Below are 15,185 nucleotides of genomic sequence, written 5' to 3'. Positions count from 1 at the left end.
TGAAGCTTTGAGGGATCGTACATGTAACTAATGTATATGCAGGCACGATACTATGATCCAGTTATCGGGCGTTTTTATTCGAATGATCCAGTGGATGCGTTGGCGCACATGCAGCGTGGCAATAGCATTACACATGGTTTCAACCGCTATGCTTACGCTAATAACAATCCATATAAGTACACTGACCCAGACGGCGAATTCATACAGCTCATTACCGGAGCAATTGGTGCTTATACAGCTTACAATCAAGCGAAAGACCTGGGCTTTTCAAATAGTGAAGCACTAGTAGCTGGAGCCGCAGGTGCTCTGGTTGGTGTTCTTACTGGCGGTGCAGGAAGCCAAGCAGTATCAGCTGTTTTGAAAACTGCTGTTACTCAGGCAGCTAAAAATACAGGTAAGCAGGCTGCGAAAGAGATTGTAAAATCTACTGTTGCAGGAGCTTCAGCAGCCGGAGGAACACAGGTTGTAGCAGATGCCGCTGGTGATATTGCACAAGGAAACCCTGTTGAAATCGATAAGACTAAGGCAGCTTTAAAAGCTGTAGAAGGCGGTGCAACCGCAGCTCTAGCAACTACAGTCACTGTTGGGGTAGCGGGGAGAAGTGCATTGACAGAAGTTGCTGAGAGTGCAGTCGCGATATCAGCACAAGAGATTCGAAGAGAAGATCAATGAAATCGAGAATAGCTGAATATATCTATACACTGAGCGGATTTATTGTGGTGTTGATTAGTCTGGCATTGCTCTATTGGGGTATTAGTAACAGAAGTTTCCCAGACTACTCGGCAACTAAAGTAATCGCAGGAAAAGCATCTAATGTTGAAGTTCTAGGATGGAAGATACGATTCAAAATTGAAGGATATGATGAACCAATCATCTATTACCGACACTTCGGAAATTTTAACTTAGTGGAAAAGCTGTTGGCAGACACCGAACGAGAAGTGGAGTTAATAATTGATAATGCGGAGAATCTATCCGACTCAACAGTTTATGAAATATCAATAGATGGAGAAAAGGTAACGAACTTTAGCGAGAAAAAATCCAATCACGGAGAATATACGAAATCAGTTTACATTCTTTCAGCTGTACTATTTCTTCTAGGCTGCTTTGGCGTTTACTTGGGTATGAGAAAAAAATCTTTTGTAGCGCAAAGCGACTAAACGATTGATTAGATTAAAACCTAAAAGGCCTCTCGTATTTTGAGAGGCTTTGTCCTAGATAATCCTATAGTTCAGACGCGCCTTATGAGCGAAGGGTGAACATTTTGCTATCACTAATTTATCATTTCTAGTTGCCAGTGCCGCACATCTTTTTATCTCAATGAGGACTTAAAATGGAAAAGAAAATGGATAAGTCATCAGAAATTTAACTTACTGAGCGGGAGCGATCGCAAGCGCAAGTCCAAAAAAATATGTGTAGAATGGTCAAGTTACATAACCATTTTGATGCCCCTAACAACATTGATGCACACAAGATTGAAAAAGATGAGGATTGATTTAACTAGTGTGAGTGAGCGCATTATTGCGCCAAATGTGGATGAGACGTTATAGCATTTGTCACATCATTTCCTTGCGAGCTTATGCGCAAGCCGCCGCCAGGTGCCTCGTAATGAAAGTTTCATTATGATAGTTTCATTACGACTTTATCATAATAGAGTTAAATCGCTGGAAATGCGGCTCTTCCACCAACTTCGCGACGGTGCCACTGAAAGAGTTTAATATCATTACGGCCAGTCGCATCACCATTCAGCACGATGGAAAGAAAAAACGACCCACTGAAATCTGTCCAACTCTCTTCCAACAGCTTACTGATCTAGCTCGCTGTCAGGCTTTCCGAGAAATGCCATCAGAACTTTTGAGAACACTCTATCAAAATTTTTGAGAGAGGCTGTCAACTTGGGGGATAAATTGCAACTGCGTATTCTCTCTACGTTGATGGGTCACTCTTGAAATAATTGATTACTGTTTCTATAAACTTCTGACCTGCTCTATCGAATAAATTGATTCGGAGACCCACTCCAACTTATTGATAAATAAAAACTATACCAATATCATGCTATTGCAGGTAGCCTTTCAGATTTAAATCAAAAACAGATAGTTTTTATAGAATTATTTTTGCTATTGATAGAATAACTAAATCTACGGTTATTTTACTATTTGTTGCTTGAACGCAAGCGGAAATAAAAGTATGGTGGGGAAAATCTAGTGATCACTGAATTTTTTTTGCAGTAGTGCTTTTTTTAGAAAGAACTTTAAAAAAATCGAATACTCTCTCACTTAACTTCAAAAATCCTCATAAATAAATAGTAAAACAACAGTTTATAATTTTCTAAATTTTTGAAAATCGATATTTTGAAAGTAAGTTTTCAAAAACATCTCATTTGTGTAAGAACGATCTCGCCATTTCCTCTCAAGGTTTTTTGCTCAAAATCATGCGTTTGTAACTAGCCCACGCTAACTGCACAGGGTTGAATAATTTCTGTTCATAATTTATACGTTTGGTCAGGCAGACGTGGAGATTAATTTTGATATAGAGCACGCAGACAAAGAGAAAGAATGAGGATTGCCCTCAGTCAGGGTCTTCGACCACCCTGACTGAGGGGCTTTAATTGTCGAATTATTCACCGACAATTCCAGCATAGTCCACTTCAAGAATTATTGTCAAACCTCATGAGTCTCATGGGGGCGTCCGCCTGCGTGCTGAAAAGGTGAGCACTATGACACCACATATACGCAGATATTCATTAAATCGTATCATCAGAGTGAAAGAAGCCAGGAAAGAGATAAATTGGGCAAAACTCAGTACATCAACGGGTTCGAGCATTAATACGTTGAAGCGTTATGCTGCTATTTATGATGATGAGCCAATTACCAGTTCAACCCTAAAGACCATGTCTGACAATGATGTTCGACATTATGTAACCACTGGGACGTGGGATCGCCCAGACAGAACGCCACCGGATATCGACAGCATTCTCGATAAGGTTGAGAACGAAAATGAATCTATCATTGATTGTATTGAAGCATATCAACGTGATGCCGAGAATGCCTTTGCACCATCGACTTGCTATCGAAAAGTACAGAAGGCGAGAGATTTGCAGAAGCTGTCTATTGTTCTACAGCATGAACCAGGCGAGGCAATCCAAGTTGATTTTGCTGGCGATACAATAGTGCTGGACAACCACAAATCACAGAAAGTGTATTTTTTCGTCGCCATTCTGCCTTGCTCTCAGTATACATTTGTCTATCCGACTCCTGACCTGACTGCTTTATCCTTTGTCGAGGCTCATGTTGCGGCATTTGAGCATTTCGGTGGTGTCTCGAATACAGTCATACCTGACAATACAAAAGCCGCTGTGATAAAAGCGGGTCGAGAGCCTGTGTTGAATGTGTTGTATCAAGAATTGGCGATGGAGTTTGATGTTAATATTGACCCTGCTCGGCCCAGAAAGCCCAAAGATAAGGCACTCGTCGAAAACGCAGTAGGTATCGCCAATCGCTGGATAATAAAGAAGCTACGTAAGCAAGCGTTTAGGAATATTCACGAAGTACGAAAAGCAGTTGAGTCACTTCTTGAATCTTACAATTCAAAGCCATTTACGAACAAACCAGGCTGCCGTAAAAGTGCGTTTTTGGAAAAAGAAAAAATGCATTTAAAACCGCTACCTAACCCATTGCCGAAGCTCGGTGTTTACTGCGCCACAAGCCAAATCAAATAGAATGGGCACATTTTAGTGCGAGGGCACTATTACTCTGTCCCCTTTCAATTCCGCAACAAAATAGGCGTTGTCAAAATAAACAGCACATCTGTCCTGATTTATGTAGACGGTTGTCAGGTGGCGCTACATACAATCAGTAACGAACAAGGTGGGTTTACAACCGAATACGCGCACAAACACCCTCGACAGAAGGCTACTGATGGTTTTAGTCAGGAATATGCGCTATCCGCCGCCGCGAAAATTGGGAAGTCCGTACTGCATGTTATAGAGTCGCTGTTTGCCAAAGCTAGCTGTAGCGGCTCACGAACATAAACCCGCCGACTTGATTTGAATTAGTCTCGACTTAATCTGACACTTCTTCTTGAAAAGATGAGAGTTACCCGTTTTGATAAAGGTGTCGAATCTTTAATCAAAACAAAATAGGTAACTCTCATGTTGCATACTAGCAATCCAATCATCAAACACAAAGCAGGACTGTTAAATCTGGCTGAAGAGCTGGGCAATGTATCGAAGGCCTGCAAAGTGATGGGCGTGTCTCGTGACACGTTTTATCGGTATCAGGAGTTGGTTGAAGAAGGCGGTGTTGATTCGCTGATTAACCGTTCAAGACGCACACCTAATCTCAAGAACAGGGTCGATGAGCAGACCGAACAAGCTGTCATAGCTCACGCCATTGAGTTTCCCGCTCACGGTCAAGCCAGAACAAGTAATGAGCTGCGTAAAGCAGGCGTGTTCGTTTCAGGCAGCGGTGTTCGCTCGATATGGCTCAGACATAATCTGGAAAACTTCAAAAAGCGACTTGCCGCACTGGAAGCCAAAGTTGAAAGCGAAGGCATCATTTTGACCGATGAGCAGGTTGCCGCGCTTGAGAAGAAAAAGCAGGATGATGAGGCCTGCGGTGAGATTGAAACACACCATCCCGGCTATCTAGGCTCGCAAGATACCTTCTACGTCGGCAACCTCAAAGGTGTCGGCCGCATTTACCAGCAAACCTTCGTTGATACCTACAGTAAAATTGCGTTCGCCAAGCTCTACACGACCAAAACGCCAATCACCTCGGCCGACATCCTCAACGACAGAGTGTTGCCGTTCTTTGAGGCTCAGGAGCTGCCCATGCTGCGGATTCTGACAGACAGGGGCACAGAATATTGTGGCAAAGTGGAACAGCATGATTATCAGCTCTACTTAGCCATCAACGATATCGACCACACAAAAACCAAGGCGCGACATCCGCAAACCAATGGGATCTGTGAGCGATTCCACAAAACCATCCTGAATGAATTCTATCAGGTCACCTTCCGCAAAAAGCTCTATGACTCGCTGGAAGCATTACAGAAAGATCTGGACGAGTGGCTGGAATACTACAACAATGGAAGGACTCATCAGGGCAAAATGTGCTGCGGCAGAACGCCAATGGAAACATTAACCGATGGGAAGCAGATTTGGGCTGAGAAGAACTTAGCTCAAAGCTAATCTGACACTGGCACCGTGAAACGGGTAACTGTCAGATCAGGTCTGAGCTAGTACAGATAAATGGGTTAAATACACTTCCACCACGAGAAAGGTCAATTTTAATCCTATTACACTCGACAATTTCCTTAAACGGTATTTTGTGGTTCCCTATTTTTGTAATGCTACCAACTGTGACGAAGCAAAGCTGAGAGCTTATTTAAACGCCTTAGAGTTCCCAGGTTTTGGTCAAGTAAAGTCTACTTTCACTTTTTATAACAAAACAGAAGAATTAAATCAGGCCATAAAGCTATTTCAAAACCGATATTCAAACAGGACTGACGCTTACTAGCAAAACGCAGGCGGTACCTTCTTTCTACCTAAAATCGCCCTTTAATTGAGCCTGTATTATTAAGATGTTGTAATCAGGCTTTTGTAAATAAAGCTCTTCCCAGCCTATTCTTTCTCTTTCTATTGATCTCTGCTAGTCTTATTTATGGGTGTCTTCTGAACATCTAAATACATATATACTTTTTGCTTCATTCCGTATCTAACGTCGTACATTGTTGTCCTCGCTTTTAAGAGCAGAATTAGATAGTTAACGACAAAATGTTGTCGAGAAAATTTCACAGTGCAATGGAATAATTATCTAATTTTTCACGTTTAAGCGGAAAGATAACGGTTTATTTTTGTACGAAAAAATGTAACTCATTGAATTTATTAATACCAGAATTTCATGTGAAACTGGAACTTACAGATTTATATAACTTCCAGTTTCAAGCCAGATCATTTCCCGCGCAATGAAGCTCAGGTGGATGAAGTGTAAAGAGTGGTGTAAGGCCTTGAATGTACAATACTATTTTCAAGAATTATCATCTTCACTACCGATTTCTATAGCTTTCCCGTCGTCAGCTAGAGTTGTGCGCAAAGATAGATGAGAGTGAAACAAGATTCCGCATACGGAGGTGTGGGGGCCAGAAGAAGAGGCTATTAACGCAATGATATTAAGCTAATGATATTAAGAGCAACGGCGTTAAATGCCCTGTATCTATATGGGTTTCGATAATAAATACAGGAAGGAGCCGGGACTTATCATACTTTGCTTGGCCCTGTTAACGGTTACAACGTATCTTCGCGGTGTATGTAAATAAAGGAAACAATACCCTTAGCAGTTTACGGTAGAAGTAGTGGAACAAACTGACAAAACTTAAGTGTTGCTACCCAGGGAAAGGCAGTAAGCAATGAAATAAAAGTATTATCGGAAAATACATGCAAACTCATCCTTTATATCAGTAAAAAATTTTACAATACCGATACGGAAGTTTGACAGTTATAACTCGCTAGAAAGTTATGTTGGGGCTGGTAGCTGGGTAAAACGCCATAGGAGTAAGAAAATTAAGATAAAATACGCCCTTAGCATTAGCGATGGGAGAGGACATCAACATAACGCTTGTCATATTTCGCAGACAAGTATTTTTGGCGGCTTGGTAGCAAATTGGGCCATATAAAATACCTTTTTTAGGTAACTTAAACGTAAATAACGCTATTCGTTATTCAATCCCCAGTAACATAGCATGAAGTATTGCGCTGCTGGTGATGAGTTGTGACCCTACTGTTTTGCTGAAGGCGTGATGAGGCTTTAACATCTGCTGCCCACCTCTAAACTCTACTTGTAAGTTAGATAAATAAACGAAGCTACCAAGAACAATATCGTCGTACTCGCTTTTCCCGCTATTATGCTTTTGGTTTTGGATACACCTCTTGCTATTAAAACCTTCGCGACGAAAAAGTAGCTAAATAGCACTGCACTAATCGCTATCGCGCATAATACAAAAACGGTTTGCTGGATTGAACCTATTGGGTCTTCCACGGTTTTCCTCGATAAGTCTAAGCCGCTTAACACTCTGCCGACAAGCCATAGTGCAGCGGTAAAACAAGTCCTTCGCTGGGCGTATCAGGGCGTGTTCTTTTCTGATAAACAGTTTGTTTGCATTCTTTCAGTTATACCCAAAACCAATTTCAGTAGTTACGCTCTAGAGCTTCTGTAAGAGTCAGGGGGCTCACAGTTTCCCTCTATCTTGCATAAACGTTCATTGGGGCGACCAAAATCCTTTAAAATGGGGGTCGCTATCTCGTACAAGTTCGAGCTTTGCAAATATCGTATACATTATTCAGTTACTGCCAGGCGAGGGGCTGGCAGTAACTGTGGTTTGGTATGGCGAGTTATGGTTTCGGTTTATTCAACATCTCGTCATGGGCGTCCATCTGCCAAGGTAGTTGGCCAGGGGTGTTGTCCAAAAAGTGCAAATAATTTTCAAATTGATCCAGAATATCTTTAACAATACTGTGTTTCTCATAGCCGTAAATATCATACGCTTGCCCGCCACGGCGCAAGAATACTTCCGCCCGATAGTATTTTTCTGATTCGTCATCTTCGGCCCTAAGCTCGGCATAACTGAAACCAGGGACTAAATGTTCGGTCATCCGAATATCATAAATAAAGTCCATATGATGATGACGCTTCACGGTTAAATAGGCGCGACCCAGCGAGTTGTCGAATTCAACCTCTGCATCCCACTCCCGGGAATGTAGTTCTGCCTGAACATCATTCATCGCTTCAATTACGGTTTCTTCAATAAAAGTGTGTACCTTATCTTTACTGGGGTAATCCACCATAGCAGCTAACCGACTTTGCCATTGGCTGCTACGCTTATTATTCTTGTTCAGTGTATGTGCTTGCAAACTGTCAGTACGATGGCCTTCTATAATTAATGCGCGCCATAGCCCTGCAGCGGCGACTAGCATTATTATGGCGAAGGGCAGTGCACTTATAATGGTCATTGTTTGTAATGCGTTTAACCCGCCTGCCAAAAGCAGAACCGCTGCTACCGTGCCTTCAAGCATTGCCCAGAATATACGTTGCCACATCGGGCTGTGCTCATTGCCGCCTGAGGCCAGCGAGTCAATAACTAATGACCCAGAATCAGATGAGGTAACAAAAAAGGTGATGATCAGAATAACGGTGAGTCCCGACAACACTGAAGACCACGGTAACAAGTCGTAAAGTTTAAACAAAGCAATCGCTTCGTTGTCTTGTACATCGGAAATAAGGGTAGTGACCCCTTCATTCATGATGGCATTAAGCGCTGTGTCACCGAATACCGAGAACCATAAAAAGGTGAACATAGTGGGTACCAGCATTACGCCAACAACAAACTGACGTATGGTTCTGCCGCGACTGATCTTGGCGATAAACATGCCAACAAACGGGGCCCACGCAATGGTCCAGCCAAAGATAAACAGGGTCCAGTTACCAATCCAGTCGCTGCGGCTATAGGCTTGCAGGTTAAACGTGCGCTCTACAATTCCACTTAAATAGCTGCCGGTATTCTGTAAAAAAGATTCGAGAATATGAACGGTTTCGCCAAAAATAAATACTGTCGACATTAGTGCAATGGCAAGTACCATATTGAGTATAGATAGGCGCTTTACGCCTTTATCCATACCCGCCAATACTGATACCGTAGCGGCAGCAGTTACTATAGCAATAGTGCTAATTTGCACGCTGATATCAATAGGAATATCCGCCGATAGAAAATGCAAGCCGGCATTAATTTGTGTAACAGATAAACCAAGTGTAGTAGCGATACCGAACAAGGTTCCCAGAATAGCGAATACATCTACGGCATGGCCTATAGGCCCATAAATTTTATCGCCAATCAGCGGGTACAATGCAGAGCGGATTGATAACGGCAGGCCTTGGCGAAAGGCAAAGTACGCCAACACCAAGCCCACCAGACCGTAAATGGCCCAAATATGAAACCCCCAATGGAAGAAGGCAATTTGCATCGCTTGTTTTGCGGAATCTACCGTTTCCGGCGCGCCAGCGGGAGGCGCGGCATAATGTAAAACCGGCTCCGCCACCCCAAAGTAGAGTAACGCTACGCCATAGCCTGCGGAAAACAGCATGGCGAACCATTCAGGAAAACTGTATTGCGGCTCTGCGTGGTCCGGGCCAAGTTTTATATTGCCCCAGCCGGATGCAGCGACAGCCACAATAAACATTAGGAATAATGCTACGGATAACATGTAGAACCAACCAAAGGTTTGGGTTATCCAGGCAAGGGAACTGGCGAAAGCCTCCCCCGCCAGTTCCGGAGCACTGATTGTGCCTATCACAAGTAACAAAATGATAACTACGGCAGGTATAAATACCGGCAGAAGAATAGTAGAACGATGCGCCTTTTCTTTCATATCAGGTCCTTTTGTCGACAGATAAGGTGATCTCCGCCTGATGAATTTACACACTTTTTACTTCAGGGAATTTGGAATAGTTCAACTTATTTGGCCTGAAGGTAAGGGTAACCGGATATACGTACACAAGTCGCCGCACCTAGCCCAACGCCCGGTGTTATACTAAGAGGATGCCTATAGTCCCCTGTCAGCTAGGGTAAACGAGGTATCCAATGCACCAGATGTTCGCTGCGCTAACCAAAGGAAACGGATGTGGCGGCCTGTGCCATTTACTTACTCCTTTATATAAGCAGGGTAGCAATATAGCGCGCAAATAGGCGGGGTTAGATATCAATTATTACCGGACATTTCACCCGTATTTTACCGGTATTTTACATAGCGCTTCGCAGCCCTATATATGATGATTAAGTTGCTAATTTAAATTAGTAATGCCTAAGGATTAAAGCGTTAGCCGCCTATCGAGTATAATTTGTCCATTGCTATAGTTATCCAACTAAAACACTGGCAAACCACTAGCCAAATAGTATTGTGTAGCAAGAAAGATAATCGCCAATTAGCACGTCGTATGACAAGACTAATAAAAACCCGGAATATGCAGTATGACGAAACCCACCCCGAATATAGAGCATGTCGATAATCTGCTGACAGGACATGACGACCTTGCGCTGCGCCTGGGCGCCTTTGAGTGGTCTAAAACGCAGCTTGGCCTCTATGAAACCTGGCCGGCAAGCCTACGGACAACGGCCGCGATGGTACTTGAGAACCGTTTTCCAATGACCTTGTGGTGGGGCCCGGCGCTTTTGCATATTTATAATGAAGCCTATTTGCCAGTGTTAGGTGAAAAACACCCAGATGCTATTGGACGGCCGGCACATAAGGTGTGGCAGGAAATTTGGCATATTTTGGGCCCGCAAACCGAACATGTTCTTAGTGGAAAGGGAGCAACATGGAATGAGCACCTGCTTTTGCCCATGAACCGCAAAGGCTTTATAGAAGAAACCTATTTCACGTTTTCTTACAGCCCGGTGCGGGATGATGCGGGTGGGATCGGCGGGGTGCTCGTAACCTGTCAGGAAACCACCTTACAAGTGCAAAGTGAACGTCAGTTACTTCTGCTGCGCGATCTGGGCGCTCAGCAGAAGCCCGGTTCAGCAGAAGATGCCTGTAAAATGGCGGCCAATGTACTCGCTGGCAATGATGCTGATTTTCCCTTTGCGTTGCTCTATCTGGTTGATGCCGAGGGAGCCAACGCCACGTTGGTTGCCACTGCGGGGCTCAACAATTATGAAGGCCCGGGAAAGCCGGCTGTTATTGGGTTGGATTCTGCTAGCCCCCACACATGGCCGTTATCGCAGGTAACTGCCGATAGCCTACTGGTAGTCAACACTCCCGATACCATGCCGGGTGGTCGCTGGGACCATGCTCCTGCCAGGGCCGTCGCTACCGCTTTAACCGGTACAGGAGATCAACATTATGGTTATCTGGTAGTGGGGGTAAGTACCATGCGGGCCTTTGACGCCGCGTACAAAGAACTTATTCGGCTCGCCGCTGACCGTATTGCCAGAAGCGTGGGTATCGCCCGCGCTTATGAAGAGGAACGTAAGCGAGCGGAAGCACTCGCAGAGTTCGACCGCGCAAAGACAGCGTTTTTTCTCAACGTAAGCCATGAACTGCGCACCCCCCTTACGCTTATGCTGGGGCCGGCTGAAGATGCATTACGTTCGCCGCAACAGGTGCTCAAAAACCCTGAACTGGAAATGGTTCACCGTAATGCGTTACGCATGCTTAAACTGGTCACCACGCTGCTTGATTTCTCACGTATCGAAGCGGGGCGCACAGAAGCAAGTTATGAGCCTACCGATTTAGCCCACCTGACCCAGGAGCTTGCCAGTACGTTTCGCTCAGCTATTGAAAAAGCCGGGCTGGCCCTGGTGGTTGATATGGCTGAGCTTGATGAAGAGGTGTACGTTGACTGCGATATGTGGGAAAAAATTGTCCTTAACCTGCTTTCTAATGCCTTGAAATTTACTTTTGACGGTGAGATTTGTATCGCGTTGCGCCAGGTTGATACGCAAGTAGAGTTGCAGGTGCAAGACAGTGGTGTAGGCATTGCTGATAAAGAATTACCACATATTTTCGAGCGTTTCCACCGTGTAAAAAACGCCCATGATCGTACCCATGAAGGCACCGGTATCGGCTTGTCCTTGGTGCGCGAGCTGGTGAACCTACATGGTGGCACAATCAATGTGCGTAGCCAGCTCGGGGTAGGCTCTACCTTCGTTGTGCAGATCCCGTTAGGAGCTGCGCATCTCCCGCCGGAACAAATCTGTGCTCAGCGCACACTTTCCACCACGGCGGTGGGCGCTCGTCCTTATGTAGAAGAGGCGCTACGCTGGTTACCTCACGCCGGTGATACGCAGGGTGAAGAACCCCGGCTTTTGAACGCAGCGTCGCATAGTGGTTCGTCAGAGGATGCGTCGGACACCCATAAGGCTCGTGTGCTGCTGGCCGATGATAACGCCGATATGCGCGACTATCTGCAACGGTTACTGGGCTCCTACTGGGCGGTTGAAGCCGTCAGCGATGGCGAGGCCGCCCTGGAGCGTATCTTAAAGAGGGCCCCCGATCTGGTTTTAGCGGATGTCATGATGCCTGGTTTAGATGGCTTCGAGCTACTTCAAATATTGCGCAGTAACACCGCGACCCGAAGTATTCCGGTTATTCTACTGTCGGCGCGTGCAGGCGAAGAAGCGCGGGTGGAAGGAATTGAGGCCGGTGCTGATGATTATCTGGTTAAGCCATTTTCCGCAAGAGAGCTCACTGCACGGGTAGGGGCGTGCCTCGAACTTGCGCGAGTACGGCGGGAAGCCGCTGAGGCTTTAAGCGTTGCCAACGAGCAACTGAAGCAAGAAGACCAGCGTAAGGATGAGTTTTTGGCAATGCTAGCCCATGAACTACGTAATCCCCTGGGCGCAATCAGCAATACAGTCAAGCTGCTGGAACAGGACAGCGCAAAAACTAACCCGCGGTATCTGGATATTCTCAATCGCCAGGCAAGTATTCTTCAAGGGTTAGTGAACGACCTATTAGATGTATCGCGTATTACGCGGGGGTTAGTAGAGATTAAGAAAGAGCGGGTGGACCTGGTGCAGATTGCTGTACACGCGCTGGAAAGCGTACGTGTACTGATGGAAGATAATCATCATACACTGCATATTGAGCTACCCGACGAGCCGGTGATAGTAATAGGAGACTCGATAAGACTTGAACAGATAATGGTGAATTTACTCACCAACGCAGCTAAGTACACCGATCCGGGGGGGAATATTCAGTTTACTGTTACGCGCGAACAGCAACATGTGCAACTGCGCACGAAAGATACCGGTATCGGTATTACCGCCGAGGTTTTGGCGCGGGTTTTCGATCTTTTTAAGCAAGCGGAGCGTGGGCTTGATCGGTCAAAAGGGGGGTTAGGCATTGGCCTAACCATCGTTCAGCGCCTCGTAGAGTTACACGGGGGACATGTCGAGGCCCATAGCGAAGGGTTAAATCAGGGCGCAGAATTTTTAGTAACATTACCTTTGGCAACAGCTAATGAGGCGTTACAGTCTCAAGCGTCAACAGTACGCAACAGTACGACGTGTCATAAACGTGTATTAGTGGTGGAGGACGATATTGATATTGCTGAAACCCTGACCTTGTTATTGGAAGTCGCCGGCCATCAAGTGGTCATTGTTCATGATGGACCTGCAGCGCTGGCGAAGGTAGAAGTATTCAAGCCGCAGGTTATTCTGTTGGATATCGGGCTGCCCGGCATGGACGGCTACGAAGTTGCTAAACACCTACGTCAAAAACTACCAACAATTCCTTTGGCAGCATTGACCGGTTACGGACTATCGGCCGATAGGGAACGCGCCCAGGCCGCGGGTTTCAATGCCCACTTTGTAAAGCCGGTGGATATCGACACACTGCGAGCCTTTGTTAGCGAGAGCTAGCTCGCTAAGCCCATATTCGCTGTTTTGCTCCGCCACAAACCGGGCTTTAAGGTTACCATTGTAAGTATAGGCTGTTAGTGAATTCAGATAAGCTGACAGCAAAGCGCTAAACGGGCCTTGCGACGTTAGGTGGCCAATATAGATTGTGAATTAGCATCGAAAGCAAACTAAACTCTAGGAGGCCGTTATATGTTACCCGTCAACTATTACTGGCAGTCGTCCCTTGGCTATTAATAACAGTAAATATGGGGTGGCAAATAATGTCGGGTGTCGCATAACAGCCCGGGCTGGTTATTAAACTGCGTTATCAGCGTATTGTTTAGCTAGCAACCCCAATCAGCCAATCAACGTTTTGAATCTTCAGGTAAAGCGCACAGCACATCCTACTTACCCAAATTCAGCCCAGGAGCCATTCGGCGGTAACGCTTATGACGGGGCAAAGATAACAAATTGAATAATTAAACAGCAAAAGGGGCAGTGGTCCGTTGGCTGTAGCTAACCCGGTAACAGAAGCAATCTTCAATCACCAATGAGCGTAGTGAGTCGCACAATAGTGCGTGCTGGCATAGGTAAAAGGCAGAATATAACGTAGTCGGCGAATAGAAATAGGTACTGCCCAGTGAACCGGAAGCACCACATTTTACTATCTAGCATGGGTTGGTTTATGAAATACTAAAGCCTGTAAGCGTATCCAACAAACGAGGAACTATGTCTCAAAGTAAACGCAAAGGTATCTATCTGTTGCCAAATCTGCTGACTACAGCAGGGCTATTCTCGGGCTTTTTTGCCGTAGTCTCATCTATGAATGGACGCTTTGAAGCTGCTGCGGTAGCTATCTTTGTAGCGATGATTTTCGATGGGCTTGACGGCAGGGTTGCCAGAATGACTAATACCCAAAGTGATTTTGGGGCCGAATATGATTCGATGGCTGATATGGTGTCGTTTGGTATGGCGCCAGCGCTGGTGGCGTATAACTGGGGCTTAAGTGAGCTGGGTAAATTGGGTTGGCTAGCCGCCTTTATTTACGTTGCTGGGGCAGCGTTACGATTGGCCCGCTTTAATACCCAAGTTGGCATTGCCGATAAACGTTTCTTCCAAGGTTTGGCAAGCCCCGCCTCTGCGGCGTTAGTGTCAGGGCTGGTATGGGTTGGCGTGGAATACGGCGCCAATGGCAACGATTATGGTTGGTTAGTTGCCATTGTAACGTCTGCGGCAGGCCTGCTAATGGTGAGCAACTTTAAATATAACTCATTTAAAGAAGTTAACTGGCATGGCAAAGTTCCCTTTGTTGCCCTACTCATTATCCTGATGGTGTTTGTTATTGTTGCTACCGAACCTGCGTTGGTTCTGTTTATTGTATTTGCGTTGTATGCGCTGGCCGGACCGGTTAATACATTTCGCACAGTCGACAAAATGACGTTAGATGATGTAGTAGGCGATCATGAAGAAGCTGATGCCGACTTTAAAGACAACGAAGACGACGTTGAATCGCCATCCGCCGACGTCAATGCTGACGAAAAAGAGCATAAAACAAGCTAAATACACTGTATTGTTTAAAAAGCGACCGAACGGTCGCTTTTTTTATGGTTTTTTTAAAACAGGGGTTGCGTAGTTCTCAGAAGTTTGTAGAATGCGCACCTCTTCAACGAGAGGGCAACAAGAAGCCCACAAATTGAAGCGTTTTATCAACAACCTAAGCAAAGAAAAACGCAAAAAGTTGTTGACAAAAAATGGATGCAAAGTATTATACGCATCCCGTTTGAGACAAGCAT

At 45.3% G+C, this 15,185-nt stretch carries 8 protein-coding genes; 7 read left to right on the top strand and 1 reads right to left on the bottom strand.

Annotated elements, in window-relative coordinates:
* Positions 1-30: 30 nt before the first annotated feature.
* The 5 genes from D0Y50_RS12775 to D0Y50_RS12760 all read left to right on the top strand — a co-directional run bounded on the left by D0Y50_RS12775 (position 31) and on the right by D0Y50_RS12760 (position 5,188).
* A complete protein-coding gene (locus tag D0Y50_RS12775) occupies positions 31-672 on the top strand; it encodes an RHS repeat-associated core domain-containing protein (RefSeq protein WP_117317292.1) in 642 nt (213 codons plus the stop codon).
* Positions 669-1,157 (top strand): hypothetical protein, encoded by a 489-nt coding sequence (locus tag D0Y50_RS12770; RefSeq protein ID WP_117317289.1) that lies wholly within the window; start codon positions 669-671, stop codon positions 1,155-1,157. Before D0Y50_RS12775 ends, D0Y50_RS12770 begins: the two co-directional genes overlap by 4 nt.
* 1,556 nt (positions 1,158-2,713) lie before the next feature.
* Positions 2,714-3,715, top strand: a complete 1,002-nt coding sequence (gene istA, locus D0Y50_RS12765; RefSeq protein ID WP_117317286.1) for an IS21 family transposase — start codon at positions 2,714-2,716, stop codon at positions 3,713-3,715.
* Between the two features lie 15 nt (positions 3,716-3,730).
* Complete coding sequence (locus tag D0Y50_RS20065; protein ID WP_408640657.1) at positions 3,731-4,027, top strand: hypothetical protein; 297 nt, start codon at positions 3,731-3,733, stop codon at positions 4,025-4,027.
* Between the two features lie 120 nt (positions 4,028-4,147).
* The gene (locus tag D0Y50_RS12760; RefSeq protein WP_117315792.1) at positions 4,148-5,188 is read left to right on the top strand and encodes an IS481 family transposase; all 1,041 of its coding nucleotides are present in this window, start codon (positions 4,148-4,150) and stop codon (positions 5,186-5,188) included.
* 2,199 nt (positions 5,189-7,387) lie between these two features.
* Here the strand turns inward: D0Y50_RS12760 and D0Y50_RS12750 are convergent.
* Complete coding sequence (locus D0Y50_RS12750; protein WP_117317283.1) at positions 7,388-9,418, bottom strand: BCCT family transporter; 2,031 nt, start codon at positions 9,416-9,418, stop codon at positions 7,388-7,390.
* Positions 9,419-10,017: 599 nt separating this feature from the next.
* Here D0Y50_RS12750 and D0Y50_RS12745 point away from each other — a divergent pair.
* Both D0Y50_RS12745 and pssA read left to right on the top strand, forming a co-directional pair.
* Positions 10,018-13,413, top strand: coding sequence for an ATP-binding protein (locus D0Y50_RS12745; protein ID WP_117317281.1), 3,396 nt, complete (start codon positions 10,018-10,020; stop codon positions 13,411-13,413).
* A gap of 708 nt (positions 13,414-14,121) precedes the next feature.
* The gene (gene pssA, locus D0Y50_RS12740; protein WP_117317280.1) at positions 14,122-14,952 is read left to right on the top strand and encodes a CDP-diacylglycerol--serine O-phosphatidyltransferase; all 831 of its coding nucleotides are present in this window, start codon (positions 14,122-14,124) and stop codon (positions 14,950-14,952) included.
* Positions 14,953-15,185 lie beyond the last annotated feature (233 nt).

The sequence above is a fragment of the Salinimonas sediminis genome (genome assembly GCF_003429285.1).
GTDB lineage: Bacteria > Pseudomonadota > Gammaproteobacteria > Enterobacterales > Alteromonadaceae > Alteromonas > Alteromonas indica.
Note: the sequence above shows the minus strand (reverse complement) of the source record. Positions and strands in the feature narration are given on the sequence as shown.